Source organism: Aeromicrobium panaciterrae (assembly GCF_039537165.1).
GTDB classification, from domain to species: domain Bacteria; phylum Actinomycetota; class Actinomycetes; order Propionibacteriales; family Nocardioidaceae; genus Aeromicrobium; species Aeromicrobium panaciterrae.
Map to the genome: position 1 here is coordinate 2,261,068 of NZ_BAAAZZ010000002.1, position 17,720 is coordinate 2,278,787.

Here is a 17,720-nt window from a genome sequence, read left to right on the forward strand (position 1 = left end):
GAGCAGAGTCTGTCACCCGGTGAACGAGACGTCCTGGGTCGAGGTGACTGCAGCCGAGCGCCCGGGCGCCTCCTGGAACTGCCAATAGCGGTTGGTGTGGGCAATGACCAGGTCCGGGGTGGGCGCGCCTCGTGAGCTCTGGTCCTCGGTCGTGTGCGCGTCGCCGACCAGCGTCACGTCGTAGCCGCGGGTGAACGCGCCGTGGATCGTCGAGCGGATGCAGGCGTCGGTCTGCGCGCCGGCGACGACGAGGTGGCTGATGCCGGCTGCCGCCAGCACGTCCTCGAAGTCGGTGCCCTCGAACGAGTCGCCATATGACTTGTGCACCACCGGTTCGGACTCGTTGATCGTGAGCTCGGGGACGTACTGCCACTCAGGGGTGCCCTTCGGCATGTCCTCGTCGGAGTGCTGCACCCACACGACCGGCACGCCCTCGTCGCGTGCCTTGTCGACCAGGGTGCCGATGTTGGCGACCACCGCGTCGCGCTCGTGTGCCTCGGCGACGACGCCGACCTGCACGTCGATCACGACGAGTGCGGTGTTGTCACGGCCGTTCAGTGTGCTCATGGCACCACGCTAAGCGCCCGGTCCGACATCGGCACCTGCCTATAGGCTGACGCCCGTGGTCTATCGCGCCTTCTTCGACGCCGTCTTCAGCCGCATGGATCCCGAGAAGGCCCACGAGCGCGGATTCGCCGCGATCAGGGCGGGCCGATTCGCGTCGTCAGCCGGCATCCGCAAGACGCATGCGCCGCGGACCGTGATGGGCATTGAGTTCCCCCATGCGTTCGGCCTGGCGGCTGGTTTCGACAAGAACGCGAAGGCCGTGCCCGGTCTCCTGGCGCTGGGCTTCGGTCACGTCGAGATCGGCACGGTGACCGCCCGCGCCCAACCCGGCAACCCCAGGCCGCGGCTCTTCCGGCTCGTCGACGACCGAGCGATCGTCAACCGCATGGGCTTCAACAACGACGGGGCCGCAGCCGTTGCCGCACGACTGCACCGGCTGCGCCGCAGGAAGGCCGGCCGGGGCGCCGTGATCGGCGTCAACATCGGCAAGACCAAGGCCACCGAGCCAGCCGACGCGATCGCCGACTACGTCGAGAGCGCTCGGCTGCTCGCCCCGTACGCCAGCTATCTCGTGGTCAACGTGTCATCGCCCAACACCCCGGGACTTCGTGACCTGCAGGCCACAGACGAGCTCCGGCCGCTCCTCGCCGCGGTCAAGGAGGTGAGCGATCGCGCCCACGGGGGCCGCGTACCCCTCGTGGTCAAGATCGCGCCCGACCTCGCCGACGCCGACATCGATGCCGTGGCCGACCTGGCGCTCGAGCTCGGGCTCGACGGCATCAGTGCGACCAACACGACGATCAGCCGCCCCGACTCCCTCAAGACATCGCGCCGGACGATCGAGGCCGCAGGGGCCGGTGGGCTCTCGGGTCCGGTGCTCAACGACCGCGCGACCGAGGTCCTCGTACGTCTGCGGCGACGAGTCGGTGACCGGCTCGCGATCATCTCGGTCGGCGGCGTGACGACGCCCGACGACGTACGTGCACGCCTCGATGCGGGGGCCGATCTGGTGCAGGGATACACCGGTTTCATCTACGAAGGACCGCTCTGGGCATCCCGTCTCGCAGCGGCGTCCAAACCCGCCTGAGGCAGGCGTGGACCCGATTTCGAAATAGGGCACCTCACCGTGTATCTTGGGACGTCGGCTTGCCCCTTTAGCTCAGTCGGTAGAGCGTTTCCATGGTAAGGAAAAGGTCTACGGTTCGATTCCGTAAAGGGGCTCTGGGACTCTGGCACCACGGAGTCCTGTGGACACGGGGCAACTCGTGCCCGCGGCTGGGTAGCTCAGTCGGTCAGAGCACACGACTCATAATCGTGGGGTCGCGGGTTCGAGTCCCGCCCCAGCTACCGCACGACACGCAAGACCCGCAGCATCATCGATCAAGAAGAGGCACCCTCGTGGCCAGCAAGAGCTCAGACGTTCGTCCCAAGATCACCTTGGCCTGCACCGAGTGCAAGGAACGCAACTACATCACCAAGAAGAACCGTCGCAACGATCCCGATCGTCTCGACCTCAACAAGTTCTGCCCGCGTTGCAAGACGCACCGGCTGCACCGCGAGACGCGCTGATCCTCCGCGCACGTACGCAGGCTCCCACGGCTCCGGCCGGAGGGAGCCTTCGTCGTTCTCGGGGCACTCGTGGCTGCTAGCGTCGCGCCCATGGACCTGGCCGACCTGACGACTCTGCGTCTCGGCGGGCCCGCCAAGGCGGTCCTCGACGCGACGACCGAGGCCGAGCTGATCGACGTCGTACGCATCACCGACGAGGCCGCCGATCCACTTCTCCTCGTCGCCGGAGGCTCCAACCTCGTGGTCGCCGACGAGGGGTTCAACGGCACGGTCGTACGTGTCCTCACCCGTGGCATCACGGTCGATGCCGATGCGTGCAGCGGCGCCATGGTCACGATCGCGGCGGGCGAGCCCTGGGACGGCGTCGTCTCGCGTGCCGTCGACGAGGGGTGGGTCGGCGTCGAGGCGCTGTCCGGAATCCCCGGCTCGACCGGTGCCACCCCGATCCAGAACGTCGGCGCCTACGGCCAAGAGGTCTCGCAGACCATCGCGTCGGTGCGCGCCTACGACAGGTTCGACCGAGCCGTGCGTACCTTCGCCGCGGCCGACTGTGGGTTCACCTACCGGTCGTCCCGGTTCAAGCGCGAGCCGCAGCGCCACGTCGTCCTCTCGGTCTCCTTCCAGCTCGCACTCGGCGACCTGAGTGAGCCCATCGCGTACGCCGAGCTGGCCCGATCTCTCGGCGTGGAGATCGGCCGACGCGCGCCGGCGAGGGACGTACGTGAAGCCGTGCTGGAGCTGCGGCGCGCCAAGGGCATGGTGCTCGACGAGGCCGATCACGACACGTGGAGCGCGGGGTCGTTCTTCACCAACCCGGTCCTGACCGCATCGGAGGCCGCGTCGTTGCCCGACGGTGCTCCGCAGTTCGCGCAGCCCGATGGCACGGTCAAGACCAGCGCGGCGTGGCTGATCGACCGCGCCGGCTTCGCCAAGGGCTACGGCACCGGCAACGCGACGCTGTCGACCAAGCACGCGCTGGCGCTCACCAACCGCGGCGGGGCCACGACGCAAGAGCTGCTCGCGCTGGCGCGCGAGATCCGCGATGGCGTGCGCGACACCTACGGCGTCACCCTGGTCAACGAGCCCGTGCTCGTCGGCTGCGAGCTCTAGAAGGCCCCGAGGATGCTGTAGTCGTCATAACCCTCGTCGAAGCCCTCGCGGAAGTCCGACGACGCGATGAAAAGGGTCACGAATCCGGCGATGACGATGATCCCGAGGATCAGCAGGACCGTCCCGATGATGCCCATGATCTTGCCGGCCTGTGCCTCGCCGCGTCCGTCGTACTGGCCCGGGTTGGCGTCGATCTCTTTCTGCGCCTTGGCACCGATCCACCAGGCGAACGGCGCGACGACCGCGGTGATGTAACACATCAGGCTCGTCAGGCCGATGATGCCGAGCACCATCGCGAGGGTCGCTTGTGGGTGCTTCGGGGCGGCGTAGACGGGCTGGTAGCCGTACTGGCCGGGCGGGTACTGGCCGGCGGGCTGGTAGCCGGGCGGCGGGTACTGGCCCGGCGGGTACTGCGGCGGAGGCGGCGGGGTGGCGCCGGGCGGCGGATAGGCGCCGGGAACCTGTCCGTAGTTGGGCTGCTCACCCTGCGGCGGTGTCTCCTGCGACTCGTCACTCATGGCGCACACACTCCCACAATCGGGGTCACTTGGAATAGCCACCCTCGAAGCCGAGCAGCAGCGCCATCGAGCCGAGCGCGAAGGCGCCGACGATCACGATGACCCCGAGCAGGGCGGAGCCGACGATCCCGCACACCATCCCGGTCGTCGCGTCGTTGCGGCCGTCCCACCGTCCCGGAGCGCGGTCGATCTCGCGGCGGGCCACGGCTCCGTAGTACCAGGCGAACGGGCACAGCAGCACGGGGACGACCAGGCAGAAGAGCCCCACCAGCCCGATCAGGCCAAGCGTCATCGACCTCTTGGCCAGTGGGTGCCGGGTCATGGGGGTTCCGTCGCGAGCCAGGTGTCGATCGCGGCGAGCGCCGGCTCGGCGATCTCGGGCGGCGCGTACGAGGCACGGATCGACATCCGCGCCAGCTCGGCGAGCTCCGCGTCGTCAAAGTCCTGGGCCGCGCGCAGCACGGCGTACTGACCCGCCAGGCGTGAGCCGAACAGCAAGGGGTCGTCGGCGCCGAGGGCGACGTCGATCCCCGCCGCGACGAGCCTGCGTACGGGCACCTCCTCCAGCGTGCTGAACACGCCGAGTGACACGTTGGACGTCGGGCACACCTCGAGGGCGACCCCGGACTCGGCGAGCCGACCGAGCAGCGCGTCGTCCTCGGCTGCGCGAACGCCATGACCGAGGCGGTTGGGGTGCAGGTGGTCGAGGCACTCGATGACGTGCTGGGGTCCGCGCAGCTCACCCGCGTGGGGGAGCAGGGCGAGTCCCGCGCGTTCTGCGATCGCGAACGCTCGGGCGAAGTCCGCGGTGTTGCCGCGGCGCTCGTCGTTGGACAGGCCGAATCCGAGCACGCCCCGGCCGGCGTACTGCGCTGAGAGTCGGGCGAGCGTACGCGCGTCGAGCGGGTGGCGGGTACGGTTGGCCGCCACGACGAGCCCCATGCCGATGCCGGCCTGCTGTGAGGCGTCCCGCACCGCGTCGATCACCAGATCGGTGAAGGCGGTGACGCCGCCGAACTTCGCGCCGTAGCCCGACGGATCGACCTGGATCTCGGTCCACACCGAGCCGTCGGCGGCATCGTCGAGAGCAGCCTCGAGGAGCAGTCGGCGTACGTCGTTCTCCGTGCGCAGCACCGAGCGGGCGAGGTCGTAGAGGCGCTGGAAGCGGAACCATCCCTTTTCGTCGGTCGCGACGAGCTCTGGTGGCCACTCCTCGACCAGCGACGCCGGCAGCCGTATGCCGTCGCGCTCGGCGAGCTCGAGCAGCGTCGAGTGCCGCATCGACCCGGTGAAGTGGAGGTGGAGATGGGCCTTGGGCAACGACGAGACAGCGCGAAAGCCCATATCCGCATGATGCCAGCATGCGCGGCCGACTCAGTTCGACTAGTGCCCGGACCACCCCGTACACTTGACCCACCGGTGAAATTTCACGCTAGATCGTCATGCCCTCAACTCGGTGTGGCCGACGCGTGAGATCGACCTAGGGCACTAGCTCAACTGGCAGAGCATCGGTCTCCAAAACCGAAGGTTGGGGGTTCAAGTCCCTCGTGCCCTGCAAGAAGCAACACCAACGAATGACGAAGGAGAACCGTGAGCGAACGGCATGAGGTGACCGGCAAGTCAGGCCGTACGTCGCCGACCACGTTCTACCGGCAGGTCATTGCCGAGCTCAAGAAGGTGGTGTGGCCGACCCGTCCGCAGGTCGTCAACTACTTCTGGGTCGTGCTCGTGTTCGTGCTCATCATGATGGCGATCGTTGCCGGACTCGACTTCGGGTTCGGCAAGGCCATGTTCTGGATTTTCGCGTAAAGGACTTTTTGTGACTCAAGGCACCAACCCGCAGACCAGCTCAGAGACCGACGAGGTCTCCGAGCTGGACTCCGTGACCCCCGAGGTCGAGGACGTCGTCGAGGACGCCCCGGTCGAGGACGCTCCCGCAGACGACATCGCCCCGTCAGAGGATGCCGTCGCCGAGGTCGACGGTGCTTCCGCCGAGGACGTCGTCGCTGAGGACGCTTCCACCGAGGACGCTGCTGACGCGACCGACGAGGCTCCGGCCGAGGGCTCCACCGACGAGGCAGCCGAGGTCGTCGAGGGAGACGAGCCGGTAGCCGACGCTCTCGCCGAGTTCCGCGAGCGCCTCCACAACCAGATCGGCGACTGGTACGTCGTGCACACCTACTCCGGCATGGAGAAGCGTGTGAAGGCCAACCTCGAGAACCGCACCACGTCGCTCAACGCCGAGGACTTCATCTTCGAGGTCGTCGTGCCGACCGAAGAGGTCGCCGAGATCAAGAACGGCCAGCGCAAGCTCGTCAAGCGCACCGTCCTCCCCGGCTACGTCCTGGTCCGCATGGACCTCACCGATGAGTCGTGGGGCGTCGTGCGCCACACGCCGTCCGTCACCGGATTCGTGGGCAACTCCCACCAGCCGGTGCCCCTCAGTCTTGCCGAGGTCGAGAGCATGCTCGCCCCGGCAGTGGAGGCAGAGGTTGCCACGGCAGCCGACGCCCCCGAGAAGCAGCAGGCCAAGGCCTCCAAGGTCGAGTTCACCGACTTCGTCGTCGGCGACTCGGTCATGGTCGTCGATGGACCGTTCGCCACGCTGCACGCGACCATCACCGAGATCAACATCGACGCACAGCGGGTCAAGGCCCTGGTCGAGATCTTCGGTCGCGAGACTCCGGTCGAGCTCAGCTTCACCCAGATCCAGAAGGTCTGAGCCAACCGGCACCCACCACGCAACAACCATTCACACAAGGACCCAAGAAATGCCTCCCAAGAAAAAAGTTGCAGCCATCGTCAAGGTGCAGCTGCAGGCCGGTATGGCCAACCCGGCGCCGCCCGTCGGCACCGCGCTCGGCCCCCACGGCGTCAACATCATGGAATTCTGCAAGGCCTACAACTCGGCCACGGAGTCCATGCGCGGCAACGTCGTACCGGTCGAGATCACGATCTACGAGGACCGCACCTTCAGCTTCATCACCAAGACGCCTCCGGCGGCTGAGCTGATCAAGAAGGCCGCCGGCCTGCAGAAGGGCTCGTCCGTCCCGCACAAGGACAAGGTCGGCAAGATCTCCAAGGACCAGATCCGCGAGATCGCCACGACCAAGATGCCTGACCTCAATGCCACCGACATCGACGCCGCCATGAAGATCGTCGAGGGCACTGCGCGCTCGATGGGCGTCACGACGGACTAGCAACAACCAACCCCAGAAGTAGTGGCAGGGCCGGCTGGGCCCGTTCAGACCACGACTGGTCAACACAAGAAGGAAGTACCAGAAGATGGCACAGCACTCCAAGGCATACCGCGCGGTTGCCGACAAGATCGACAAGAACAAGCTCCACACACCCCTCGAGGCCACCACGCTGGCCAAGGAGTCGGGCAGCAAGAAGTACGACTCGACCGTCGACGTGGCGATCGGCCTCGGCGTCGATCCCCGCAAGGCCGACCAGATGGTGCGCGGCACCGTCAACCTCCCGCACGGCACCGGCAAGACCTCCAGGGTCCTGGTCTTTGCCACCGGCGCGAACGCCGACGCTGCCCGTGAGGCCGGAGCCGACCACGTCGGAGCCGACGAGCTGGTCGACAAGGTCAACGAAGGATGGCTCGACTTCGACGCCGTCGTCGCGACACCCGACATGATGGGCAAGGTCGGTCGTCTCGGCCGCGTCCTCGGTCCGCGCAACCTGATGCCCAACCCCAAGACCGGCACCGTCACGACGGATGTCGCGAAGGCCGTTGGTGACATCAAGGGCGGCAAGATCGAGTTCCGCGTCGATCGTCACGCCAACCTGCAGTTCGTGATCGGCAAGGCGTCGTTCAGCGCCGAGCAGCTCGCCGAGAACTATGGCGCAGCGCTCGACGAGGTGTTGCGTCTCAAGCCGGCCAGCTCCAAGGGTCGCTACGTCAAGAAGATCACCGTCTCGACCACCAACGGTCCTGGCATCCCGGTCGACCCGGCGCGCACCAAGAACTACTCGGTCGACGAAGAGGCCTGAGCCTCAGTCGACATCGAGCTGGCCCCACATCGACATCGATGTGGGGCCAGTCTCGTCCGGGAAAGCCTGCGTACTCTCGTGCCTGCGTAGCGGGCGCCTGGCTGGTGTGGCGGTGCGCTCGGCCGCGTATTCTGCAGGCATGGCGATCACGCGCAAGCTCTTCTCCGTCGTTTCCGTCGTCCTGCTGGCCGTGCTGTCCCTGTCGGCGTGTGGCGACAAGGACTCTGCCGGCGACGCGCCCAGCTCGGCCGTGGGCGGTGCCACCACCCTCACCGCTGCCAACTTCGCCCAGGCGCTGACCGACTCGCAGGCCAAGGCCAGGTCCGCACACGTCACGATGGCGATCGGGGTGGCCGGACAGTCCATCAAGGCGACTGGTGATGTCGCGGTGGGTGAGACTCCCGCCGACAGCTCGTTGACGATGACGATGGACATGGGCTCGTCGATCAAGCTCGACATGCGGCTGGTGGACAAGGTGCTCTACATGAACATGGGCCAGATGACACAGGGCAAGTACCTCAAGATCGACCTGACCGATGCGGACAACCCGTTCGCCAAGCAGTACGGGCAGATCCTCGACCAGATGGATCCGGCCAAGCAGATGGCTGACCTCAAGGATGCGGTGACATCGTTCGAGAAGAAGGGCGCCCCGCAGACGATCGACGGCGTCGAGGCGCAGCCCTACGAGGTGAAGGTCGACACCAGCAAGATCAAGGCCTTCAGCGACCTGCCTGCCGAGGCGACCGCACAGTTTCCCAAGACCTTGGTCTACACGCTGTATGTCGGATCCGACAAGCTGATGCGCCGCATGGAGTTCGAGATCGCCGGGTCCACGTCGACGATCGACTACTCCAAGTGGGGGGAGCCGGTTGACATCAAGGCACCGTCCGCCGACGAGGTCTCCGACAAGGACCTCGGCGCTCTCATGGGGTCCGTGCCCTCAGTCTGACCGACGTGCCCGACTCCCGGCCGCTGGCGGCCTCTGATCTCGGCGGATTTTGCCGGACGGGGGGAGTGCCCTATCCTTGACGTACCGAAGACCGCAGGTTGGTGGCTCGAGAGAGTCGCCCGAAGTGCCCGAACGGGCGGCCCGCGCAGGTTGCGAATCGCAGTTAACTCAGCGTCCCGTGCCCTGCGCCGGGACGTTTTTTCGTGTCGGTTCCATGTCAGTCATGGGGTCGCAGTCCTCGTACGACCACTGGTGCTGGAAGGAGACACATGGCCAACGCGGAGAAGACAGCTGCGGTTGCCGAGCTTGCGACAAGTTTTCGCGAGTCCAACGGCGCCGTCCTGACCGAGTACCGCGGTCTCACCGTGAAGCAGCTGCAGGAACTGCGGCGCACACTCGGTGAGAACGTGAGCTATGCCGTCGCCAAGAACACGCTGACCAAGATTGCCGCCAAGGACGCGGGAGTTGACCTCGACACGAGTCTGCTCACCGGCCCCACGGCGATCGCCTTCATCACCGGTGATCCGGTGCTGGCGGCCAAGGGTCTGCGCGACTTTGCGAAGGACAACAAGCCCCTCATCATCAAGGGTGGCTTCCTTGACGGGAAGTCCATCACTGCTGCTGAGATCAACAAGCTGGCCGACCTCGAGTCGCGCGAGGTCCTCCTCGCCAAGCTCGCAGGTGGCATGAAGGCCAGCCTGTCGAACGCCGCATCGCTGTTCAACGCCCCGCTGTCGCAGGCCGCCCGAGTTCTCGGCGCCCTGCAGGCGAAGGCCGCCAGCGATCCGTCGATCCTGGCTGCGGGCCCCGAGCCTGTTGCCGCCCCCGCTGCCGAGGCCCCTGTGGCCGAGGAAGCACCTGCCGTCGAGGCCCCCGTGGCCGACGCGGCACCCGAAGCCGAGGCACCCGCTGAGGCCGCAGTCGAGGCGTCTGCCGACGCCGAGGCAACCGAGGGCTGAAAGCCCGATTCACATCGGGACCCCCTCGGGGTCTCCAACGAAAGGACGCCACCATGGCGAAGCTCAGCACCGGCGACCTGCTGGATGCATTCAAGGAAATGACCCTCATCGAGCTCTCTGAGTTCGTGAAGGAATTCGAAGACACCTTCGACGTCACCGCGGCCGCTCCGGCTGCCGTGGCTGCTGCACCGGCTGCTGCCGGTGGCGCTGCCGCCGGTGGCGACGCTGCGGGCGACCAGGATGAGTTCGATGTCATCCTCGAAGCCGCTGGTGACAAGAAGATCCAGGTCATCAAGGAAGTTCGTACGATCACCGGCCTGGGTCTCAAGGAGGCCAAGGACCTCGTCGAGGGCGCACCGAAGCCTGTCGTCGAGAAGGCCAACAAGGAAGCGGCTGACAAGGCCAAGGAGGCCCTCGAGGCCGCCGGCGCCACCGTCACGGTCAAGTGACGCTCAGCTGAACCCTGTCACAAGGCGTCCCCTCTTCGGAGGGGGCGCCTTGTGCCATGTCTGGGCGACCGGGACCCAAGATGATCGTCGCTATCTGTTGGTCTCGCTGTCACTCTGAGTTACCTTGGACCGGTTGCCCTGACTACTGGGCAGTAACGAGACGTTCATCTGGGGTCGCCCGCACGTAACCTCGGCTGCAATATCTCGTTAGGCAGTGTGTCTCAGATCACCGATCTAAGATGAATCAGTTTTCGCCGGAACATCCCGGCGAACCACGGGAACGAGGAGGGCCGTCCGTGGGCGTTGAAGTCGTCGTCGAAGGCTTGACCAAGAAGTTCGGCAGCCAGACCATCTGGGCAGATGTCTCACTGACCCTCCCAGCAGGTGAGATCTCCGTGATGCTCGGCCCGTCCGGAACCGGCAAGTCGGTCTTCCTCAAGACCCTGATCGGGCTGCTCAAGCCCAATTCGGGTCACGTGTTCATCGAGGGCACCGACATCGCCAACTGCTCCGAGAAGGATCTCTACGAGATCCGCAAGCTGTTCGGCGTGCTGTTCCAGGACGGCGCGATGTTCGGCTCGATGGACCTCTACGACAACGTCGCCTTCCCGCTGCGCGAGCACACCCGCAAGTCCGAGTCCGAGATCCGCACCATCGTGATGGACAAGATGGAGCTCACGGGTCTGGTCGGCGCGGAGAACAAGCTGCCCGGTGAGATCTCCGGCGGTATGCGCAAGCGCGCCGGTCTGGCCCGTGCCCTGGTCCTCGACCCTGAGATCCTGCTGATCGACGAGCCCGACTCGGGCCTCGACCCGGTCCGTACGTCCTACATCAACCAGCTCTTCATCGACCTCAACGCGCAGATCGACGCGACGTTCCTGATCGTGACCCACGACGTCAACACGGCTCGTACGGTGCCCGACAACATCGGCCTGCTCTACCACCGTCACCTGGCGATGTTCGGACCGCGCGAGATGCTGCTGACGTCCGACGAGCCGGTCGTCGCCCAGTTCCTCAACGCCCAGACGGTTGGTCCCATCGGGATGTCGGAGGAGAAGGACGCCGACGAGCTGGCTTCCGAGGTTGGCATCGAGATGCCCCCGCTCCCGCCAGTGCCGCTGCAGCTCGAGCCGTCGGACGGTCGTCCGCGACGCGCCCAGCGCGAGGCAGGCGCGTGGTGCCGCGAGAACGGTGTCATCGCCCCCGCTGGCTCCTTCGGTGAGAAGATGCCGATGGCGGCCGGCGGTGCTGCGTGACAGCAAGCCCGCGATCGAAAGCTGAGGTGACGGCATGAGTACCGCCGTCATCGCCGGACCTGCGAGAGTCGCCGGCAACCTTTTCGCCTTCATGCTCGACGTGATCGTCGCGTTGTTCCGACGGCCGTTCCAGCTGAAGGAGTTCCTCCTCCAGGCGTGGTTCATCGTCAAGGTCACGATCATCCCCACGGCGTTCGTGTCGATCCCGTTCGGTGCCGTCATCGCGCTGCAGGTCGGCGGACTGATCAAGCAGTTCGGCGCGCAGTCCTTCACCGGCTCCGCCGCGGTCCTCGCGGTCGTGCGCGAGGCCGGCCCCATCGCGTGTGCCCTGCTCATCGCAGGTGCCGCCGGCTCCGCCATCGCCGCAGACTTCGGAGCCCGCCGCATCCGTGAAGAGCTCGACGCCATGATGGTGCTCGGCATCGACCCGATCCAGCGCCTCGTCGTCCCGCGCGTCCTCGCCTGCATGCTGGTTGCGGTGTTCCTCAACGGCCTGGTCACGGTGGTCGGCGTCGCCGGCGGATATGTCTTCAACGTCGTCCTGCAGGACGGCACGCCGGGCGCCTATCTGGCGTCCTTCACGGCGCTCGCACAGCTGCCCGACATGTATCAAGGCATGGTCAAGGCCCTCATCTTCGGCTTCATCGCCGCGATCGTCGCGTCCTACAAGGGCATGAACGCCAAAGGCGGCCCGAAGGGTGTCGGCGACGCGGTCAACGAGGCCGTCGTCATCACGTTCACCCTGCTGTTCATCGTCAACTTCTTCATCTCGGCGATCTACATCCAGCTCGTCCCACCGAAGGGGATGTAGCCGATGTCTGACAGGACAACTCTGTCCGCAATCGCGGCAGTCCCGGGCAAGCTCAACGGAGCCATCGACGACCTCGGTCGCCAGATGCTCTTCTACATCCGCGTCGTCAAGTCGGTGCCTCGTACGATCGCCAACTACGGCAAGGAGATCATCCGACTCCTCGCCGAGGTCGCGCTCGGATCCGGGTCGCTCGCCGTCATCGGCGGCACGGTCGGCGTCATCGCAGCGATGTGCTTCTTCACCGGAACCGAGGTCGGCATCCAGGGCTATGCCGCGCTCGACCAGCTCGGTACGGCTGCGCTCACCGGATTCGTCTCCGCCTACTTCAACACCCGCGAGATCGCCCCCATCGTCGCCGGCATCGCACTCGCCGCAACCGTCGGCTGCGGCTTCACCGCGCAGCTCGGCGCCATGCGCATCAGCGAGGAGGTCGATGCCCTTGAGGTCATGGCGATCCCGTCGCTGCCGTTCCTGGTGACGACGCGCGTCATCGCCGGTCTCATCGCCGTCGTGCCCCTCTACATCGTCGGCCTGCTCTCGTCTTATTTCGCGACGAGGCTGACGATCACCAAGATCAACGGGCAAAGTGCGGGCACCTATGACCACTACTTCACGACGTTCTTGCCACCGCAAGACGTGCTGTGGTCATTCGCCAAGGTCCTGATCTTCGCGATCGTCGTGATCATGATCCACTGCTACTACGGCTACTACGCCAGCGGCGGGCCGGCCGGCGTGGGTGTGGCCGTGGGCCTTGCCGTACGTACCTCGATCGTGGCGATCAACGTCGTCGACCTCCTCGCCTCCATGGCGATCTGGGGCACCAACGTGACCGTCAGATTGGCGGGCTGACCCATGGCTCGCACACCCGTTCTCGAACGCTCGCTGTCGCTCAAGGTGCTCGGCGCCGCGTTCATCGCGATGCTCGTGTTCTTCCTGTGGATCACCTACGCGTTCTTCACCAAGGCGTTCGTCGACTACGACACCGTGACGCTCAAGACCGACACCACCGGAGTCAACCTGCCGCAGAACGCCGACATCAAGCTGCGTGGCGTGATCGTCGGCGAGGTGCGCAAGGTTGAGTCCGACGGTGGTGGGGTCAAGCTCGAGCTCGGTCTGAACCCCAAGCTGATCAAGGACATCCCCAAGGAAGTCTCGGCCCAGCTGATCCCCAAGACGTTGTTCGGTGAGAAGTACGTCGCGCTGATCCCCGACGCCAAGCTCAGCGGTCAGTCGCTCAAGGCCGGTGACACGATCACGAAGGCCGACGTGCCGATCGAGGTCGAGACGCTGCTCAACGACCTCTACCCGCTGCTCGACGCGGTCGACCCGGCCAACCTCTCCTACACGCTGTCGGCGGTCTCGTCGGCGCTCCAGGGGAGGGGCACCCAGCTCGGCGACACGCTCGTACAGGCCAACAGCCTCCTGCAGAAGACCAATCCCGACGTGCCGCAGCTGGTCGACGACCTGGTCAAGCTCGGCAGCGTCTCCGACGTCTACGCCGAGGCGATCCCCGAGCTCGGCGAGTTCCTCAAGAACACCGTCACGACCGGCAACACGATCGTCGCCAAGAAGTCGCAGCTGACGGCGTTCTTCGACGAGGGCACCAAGCTCTCCAACAGCCTGACGACCTTCACCAAGGCCAATGGCGAAAACCTCGCCACGCTGGCCAAGGAGGGTCGACCGATCCTTGAGACCGTTGGCACCTACTCCACGACGTTCCCCTGCTTCCTGAAGGGTATGAGCAAGCTGATCCCGCGCCTTGACAGCGCCTACCGCGAAGGCATGCTGCACATCAACGTCGAAGTCATCGCCCAGCCCGATGCCTACAAGCCGGGCGAAGAGCTGGTTGGTTCCAAGGAGAAGTTCGACGCCGCGTCGACCGGTAGCGCAGCCAAGAACGGCAAGGACGTGCGAGCCGACAACGCGGCCGTACCGACCTGCCTCGACCTCAACGAGATCAACGCGGGCAACGAGAAGCCGTTCTCCTCGCAAGAACACCCGTTCCAGGTTCCGGCGTCGGTCTACAAGCTGGTCGGCGTGAAGTCGGCACACGCCAAGTTCGGTGCTCCATCGGAGTTCAACCGTCCCGCACCGATGTCACTGCAGGAGCTCGTGCAGCCCAGCGTCGTCGGCATCGACTCGGCCAGTGAGCGGTCCGAGCTCAACGTCCTGCTCGGCGCGACCCTTGGCATGGACCCCTCCGACGTTCCCGACATCGGTTCCCTCCTCGTGGGACCCATGCTCCGCGGATCGGGGGTGTCGCTCTCATGAAGCAGATCGATCGCGAGTCCATGGGCGCCCTCGTCAAGCTCGGGTTCTTCTTCGCGTTCACTGGTATCTCCACGCTGATCCTCGCCTTGACCCTGAGCAACGGGTCGTTCGGTGACCGCAAGGAGTACAAGGCGATGTTCAGCGACGTGACGGGCATGGCCAAGGGCGACGACGTGCGCATCGCGGGCGTCGCCGTGGGCTCGGTCAAGAAGGTCGAGATCGTCGATCGCGACAAGGCACTCGTCACGTTCGGCGTCGACTCCAAGGTGCCGCTGACGGCCAACACCAACGCGACGATCAAGTTCCGCAACCTCGTCGGCCAGCGCTACATCGCGCTCAGCCAGGGGGCTGACGGCGCCAAGACGACGCTCAAGCCGGGAAGCACCATCCCGGAGGAGCGCACCCAGGAAGCCCTCGACCTCAACGTCCTGCTCAACGGGTTCAAGCCGGTGTTCCAGGCGCTGTCGCCGGGTGACACCAACAAGTTCGCCTACGAGATCGTCCAGACGTTCCAGGGCGAGGCCGGCAACGTCAGCAACCTGCTCGAGCGCACGTCGTCGTTGACCAACACGCTCGCCGGCCGTGACCAGCTCATCGGCGACGTCATCACCAACCTGAGCGAGGTGCTCGACACTGTCGGCAGCCGCGACCAGGAGCTCACCGACACGATCGACACGCTGCAGCAGTTCGTGACGGGTCTCAAGGACGACCGCGACTCGATCCTCAGCTCGATCGACTCGATCTCAGATCTCACCGACGAGACGTCCGACCTGTTGGTCCAGGGCCGCCCGGCGATCGTCGAGGACATCAAGCAGCTCAATGCGCTGACCAAGAACCTCAGCAGCAGCAAGAATCTCAGCACGATCGAGAACTCGATCAAGATCTTCCCGATCAAGATCTCCAAGATCGGCAACGCCGCGTCGTCGGGTGCTGAGTTCAACTTCTTCCTGTGCGAGGTCCAGGGAAGCATCACGCTCCCGGAGGTCAAGGTCGGCAACAACGTGCTGCTGCCGGAGACTCACCTCGACCTCACGGGTGACAGCGGTCTCGCCGTCGGTGGCGAACGATGCAACCAGCCGGGGTATCCCAAATGATCACTCCATTCCGTGAGCGCAACCCCGTGATCATCGGGGTCGTCGGCATCGCCGTCATCGCGTTGATGATGCTGGCCGCCTTCCGCGCCGACCGACTGCCGATCATCGGCAGCGGCGACACCTACCACGCCGAGTTCGCCGAGATCGGCGCGCTCAAGGCGGGCAACGAGGTACGCGTCGCCGGTGTCTCGATCGGCAAGGTCAAGGGCATCAAGCTCGAGGGCAACAAGGTGCTCGTCACCTTCAAGATCGACAAAGGCACCGACTTCGGCCTCGAGACGGGTGCCGACATCCGCGTACGCACCCTGCTGGGCGCCGAGTACCTTGCCCTTACTCCCAAGGGCAAGGGTCAGCTCCCCAAGGGCGCCACGATCCCCTTGGCGCGCACGATCGCCCCGTACGACGTGGTCCAGGCCTTCTCCGACCTCAGCAAGACGACCGATGCGCTCGACGTGCCGCAGCTCGCCCAAGCGCTGCAGACGCTGGGCGACATCGCCGCCGAGACTCCCGAGGAGTTCCGTGGAGCCATCAAGGGTGTCTCCGACCTGTCGGTCAATCTCGCGGCCCGCGACACCCAGATCAACACGCTGCTGGTCAGCCTCAAGAAGGTCACGGGTGTGCTCAACTCCCGCAACGACCAGCTCGTGACACTGTTCAAGGACTCCGACGTCCTGTTCAACGCGATCAGCGATCGTCGTGAGTCGATCCACCGCCTCCTGGTCTCGACGCAGGGGATCTCGGCTGAGCTCAGTGCTCTCGTCAAGGGCACCAAGGCCGACCTGAAGCCGGCGCTCGACCAGCTCAAGGTCGTGACCGACATGTTGCGCAAGAACGAAGCCAGCCTCGATGAGGCCCTGCGCCAGTTCCCCACCTTCCTGCGGCTGTTCTCCAACTCGCTCGGTACGGGTCCCTGGTTCGACACCTACCTCGGTGGCACCGCATCGGCTGCGGGCATCCGCAAGCAGCTCGAGGACGCGATTGCAGGTGCAGGCAAATGAGCATGATCACCGGAATCGCCCAGAAGTTCGCCGGCATCTCCAAGCTGCTGACGGCGTTCGTCGTGCTGGTGCTCCTGGCCGCGGCCGCGCTGCTGCTCAACAAGGGTGATGGCAAGCACTACCTCACGGTCGACTTCGAGCAGACCAACTCGGTCTACAAGGGCTCCGACGTCAAGATCCTGGGCGTCCCCGTCGGCCGGGTCGAGAAGCTCACTCCCCGCGGTGACGTCGTACGCGCCAAGATCTCCTACGACGGCGACGTCAAGCTGCCCAAAGACGTCAAGGCGGTCGTGGTGTCGCCGTCGATCGTCGGCGACCGTTTCATCCAGCTGGCACCCGCGTACGACGGCGGTGCCGTGCTCAAGGACGACGCGTTCCTCTCGGTCGATCGCACGGCGGTGCCGGTCGAGCTCGACGCGATCTACCAGTCGCTCGACGACCTCGCGGTGGCACTCGGCCCCAAGGGCGCCAACAAGGAGGGTGCGCTGAGCACGTTCCTGGGCGACTCCGCCAAGCAGCTCGACGGTCAGGGCGCCCAGCTCAACCAGACGATCCGCAACTTCGGCAAGCTCAGCACGACGCTCTCCAACAACAAGGACGAGCTGTTCGGCAGCCTCCGCGAGGTCGAGGACTTCGTGACGCTGCTGCGCACCAACGACTCAACGGTCCGGGCGTTCAACGACAGCACGGCCCGCGTCTCGACCGTCCTCGAAGGCGAGCGTGAAGACCTCGCCGGGACCCTCAAGGCTCTCAGCCTCGCCCTGGTCGACGTCAACTCCTTGATCAAGGAAAACCGCACCGCACTCAAGGGCAACATCGACAACATCGGATCGCTCGCCGCACTGCTCGCCAAGCACAAGGACGAGCTCGAGGAGATCACGATCAACGCCCCGACCGCGCTGACCAACGTGTCGCTGGCCTACAACGGCCCGTCCGGAACGCTCGACACCCGCGCCAACCTCACCGAGCTGCTGTTCGGCTCGATCCGCAACCCGGCCGGTCTCGTGTGCAACCTGTTGGGCGAAACCATCAACGGCGACGGATTGTGCTCGTCGCTGGCCGGGCTCCTGCCTGATGTCGACCTGCCGGCCCTGCCTCGTGCCGCAGCGGCGTCATCGACCGACAACTACAACTCGACCGTCGCAGAGATGTTGGCGGTGAACTGAC

At 65.6% G+C, this 17,720-nt stretch carries 21 protein-coding genes and 3 tRNA genes; 20 read left to right on the forward strand and 4 right to left on the reverse strand.

Annotation, left to right across the window (positions count from 1 at the left end; genetic code table 11):
- Positions 1-12: 12 nt before the first annotated feature.
- Positions 13-567: an isochorismatase family protein gene (locus ABD683_RS11900; protein WP_344770178.1), complete on the reverse strand. Its 555-nt coding sequence runs from the start codon at positions 565-567 to the stop codon at positions 13-15.
- Between the two features lie 55 nt (positions 568-622).
- Between ABD683_RS11900 and ABD683_RS11905 the strand changes: the two genes are divergently transcribed.
- The 5 genes from ABD683_RS11905 to ABD683_RS11925 all read left to right on the forward strand — a co-directional run bounded on the left by ABD683_RS11905 (position 623) and on the right by ABD683_RS11925 (position 3,246).
- Complete coding sequence (locus ABD683_RS11905) at positions 623-1,654, forward strand: quinone-dependent dihydroorotate dehydrogenase (RefSeq protein WP_344770179.1); 1,032 nt, start codon at positions 623-625, stop codon at positions 1,652-1,654.
- Between the two features lie 61 nt (positions 1,655-1,715).
- Positions 1,716-1,788: transfer RNA gene (locus ABD683_RS11910), tRNA-Thr, on the forward strand.
- 52 nt (positions 1,789-1,840) lie between these two features.
- Positions 1,841-1,914 (forward strand) — tRNA-Met (locus tag ABD683_RS11915).
- 51 nt (positions 1,915-1,965) lie between these two features.
- Positions 1,966-2,136 (forward strand): 50S ribosomal protein L33, encoded by a 171-nt coding sequence (rpmG, locus tag ABD683_RS11920; RefSeq protein WP_344770180.1) that lies wholly within the window; start codon positions 1,966-1,968, stop codon positions 2,134-2,136.
- 90 nt (positions 2,137-2,226) lie between these two features.
- Positions 2,227-3,246 carry a UDP-N-acetylmuramate dehydrogenase gene (locus tag ABD683_RS11925; protein ID WP_344770181.1) on the forward strand — a complete coding sequence of 340 codons (1,020 nt, stop codon included), beginning with the start codon at positions 2,227-2,229 and terminating at the stop codon, positions 3,244-3,246.
- Here the strand turns inward: ABD683_RS11925 and ABD683_RS11930 are convergent.
- From ABD683_RS11930 to ABD683_RS11940, 3 genes are read right to left on the reverse strand one after another with little or no spacing between them, the layout of a single operon-like run.
- Positions 3,243-3,764 (reverse strand): DUF4190 domain-containing protein, encoded by a 522-nt coding sequence (locus ABD683_RS11930; RefSeq protein ID WP_344770182.1) that lies wholly within the window; start codon positions 3,762-3,764, stop codon positions 3,243-3,245. The genes ABD683_RS11925 and ABD683_RS11930 overlap by 4 nt on opposite strands.
- 25 nt (positions 3,765-3,789) lie before the next feature.
- Positions 3,790-4,086 carry a hypothetical protein gene (locus ABD683_RS11935; RefSeq protein WP_344770183.1) on the reverse strand — a complete coding sequence of 99 codons (297 nt, stop codon included), beginning with the start codon at positions 4,084-4,086 and terminating at the stop codon, positions 3,790-3,792.
- Positions 4,083-5,108: an adenosine deaminase gene (locus tag ABD683_RS11940; protein WP_344770184.1), complete on the reverse strand. Its 1,026-nt coding sequence runs from the start codon at positions 5,106-5,108 to the stop codon at positions 4,083-4,085. The genes ABD683_RS11935 and ABD683_RS11940 overlap by 4 nt, the downstream gene beginning before the upstream one ends.
- Positions 5,109-5,246: 138 nt before the next feature.
- Here ABD683_RS11940 and ABD683_RS11945 point away from each other — a divergent pair.
- The 15 genes from ABD683_RS11945 (at position 5,247) to ABD683_RS12015 (ending at position 17,719) form a co-directional block, all read left to right on the forward strand.
- A tRNA-Trp gene (locus ABD683_RS11945) sits at positions 5,247-5,319 on the forward strand.
- A gap of 35 nt (positions 5,320-5,354) precedes the next feature.
- Entirely contained in the window at positions 5,355-5,573 is a 219-nt protein-coding gene (gene secE, locus ABD683_RS11950) for a preprotein translocase subunit SecE (RefSeq protein ID WP_344770185.1), read from the forward strand.
- A gap of 10 nt (positions 5,574-5,583) precedes the next feature.
- The gene (nusG, locus tag ABD683_RS11955; protein WP_344770186.1) at positions 5,584-6,486 is read left to right on the forward strand and encodes a transcription termination/antitermination protein NusG; all 903 of its coding nucleotides are present in this window, start codon (positions 5,584-5,586) and stop codon (positions 6,484-6,486) included.
- 49 nt (positions 6,487-6,535) lie between these two features.
- Complete coding sequence (gene rplK, locus ABD683_RS11960) at positions 6,536-6,964, forward strand: 50S ribosomal protein L11 (RefSeq protein WP_344770187.1); 429 nt, start codon at positions 6,536-6,538, stop codon at positions 6,962-6,964.
- A gap of 85 nt (positions 6,965-7,049) precedes the next feature.
- Positions 7,050-7,766 carry a 50S ribosomal protein L1 gene (gene rplA, locus ABD683_RS11965; protein WP_344770188.1) on the forward strand — a complete coding sequence of 239 codons (717 nt, stop codon included), beginning with the start codon at positions 7,050-7,052 and terminating at the stop codon, positions 7,764-7,766.
- Positions 7,767-7,905: 139 nt separating this feature from the next.
- Positions 7,906-8,715 (forward strand): SCO4651 family lipoprotein, encoded by an 810-nt coding sequence (locus ABD683_RS11970; RefSeq protein WP_344770189.1) that lies wholly within the window; start codon positions 7,906-7,908, stop codon positions 8,713-8,715.
- Positions 8,716-8,984: 269 nt separating this feature from the next.
- The gene (gene rplJ / locus ABD683_RS11975) at positions 8,985-9,674 is read left to right on the forward strand and encodes a 50S ribosomal protein L10 (protein ID WP_344770190.1); all 690 of its coding nucleotides are present in this window, start codon (positions 8,985-8,987) and stop codon (positions 9,672-9,674) included.
- Positions 9,675-9,727: 53 nt separating this feature from the next.
- Positions 9,728-10,123 carry a 50S ribosomal protein L7/L12 gene (rplL, locus tag ABD683_RS11980; RefSeq protein ID WP_344770191.1) on the forward strand — a complete coding sequence of 132 codons (396 nt, stop codon included), beginning with the start codon at positions 9,728-9,730 and terminating at the stop codon, positions 10,121-10,123.
- Positions 10,124-10,419: 296 nt separating this feature from the next.
- On the forward strand, positions 10,420-11,379 hold the full coding sequence (locus tag ABD683_RS11985; RefSeq protein WP_344770192.1) for an ABC transporter ATP-binding protein: 960 nt from the start codon (positions 10,420-10,422) through the stop codon (positions 11,377-11,379).
- A gap of 34 nt (positions 11,380-11,413) precedes the next feature.
- Positions 11,414-12,190, forward strand: coding sequence for an MlaE family ABC transporter permease (locus ABD683_RS11990; protein ID WP_344770193.1), 777 nt, complete (start codon positions 11,414-11,416; stop codon positions 12,188-12,190).
- A 3-nt stretch (positions 12,191-12,193) separates the two neighbouring features.
- Positions 12,194-13,039 (forward strand): MlaE family ABC transporter permease, encoded by an 846-nt coding sequence (locus ABD683_RS11995; protein ID WP_425548504.1) that lies wholly within the window; start codon positions 12,194-12,196, stop codon positions 13,037-13,039.
- A 3-nt stretch (positions 13,040-13,042) separates the two neighbouring features.
- On the forward strand, positions 13,043-14,461 hold the full coding sequence (locus tag ABD683_RS12000) for an MCE family protein (RefSeq protein ID WP_344770194.1): 1,419 nt from the start codon (positions 13,043-13,045) through the stop codon (positions 14,459-14,461).
- Positions 14,458-15,555, forward strand: coding sequence for an MCE family protein (locus ABD683_RS12005; RefSeq protein ID WP_344770195.1), 1,098 nt, complete (start codon positions 14,458-14,460; stop codon positions 15,553-15,555). The genes ABD683_RS12000 and ABD683_RS12005 overlap by 4 nt, the downstream gene beginning before the upstream one ends.
- Complete coding sequence (locus ABD683_RS12010; protein WP_344770196.1) at positions 15,552-16,553, forward strand: MCE family protein; 1,002 nt, start codon at positions 15,552-15,554, stop codon at positions 16,551-16,553. The genes ABD683_RS12005 and ABD683_RS12010 overlap by 4 nt, the downstream gene beginning before the upstream one ends.
- Positions 16,550-17,719: an MCE family protein gene (locus ABD683_RS12015; RefSeq protein ID WP_344770197.1), complete on the forward strand. Its 1,170-nt coding sequence runs from the start codon at positions 16,550-16,552 to the stop codon at positions 17,717-17,719. The genes ABD683_RS12010 and ABD683_RS12015 overlap by 4 nt, the downstream gene beginning before the upstream one ends.
- Position 17,720: the final 1 nt, after the last annotated feature.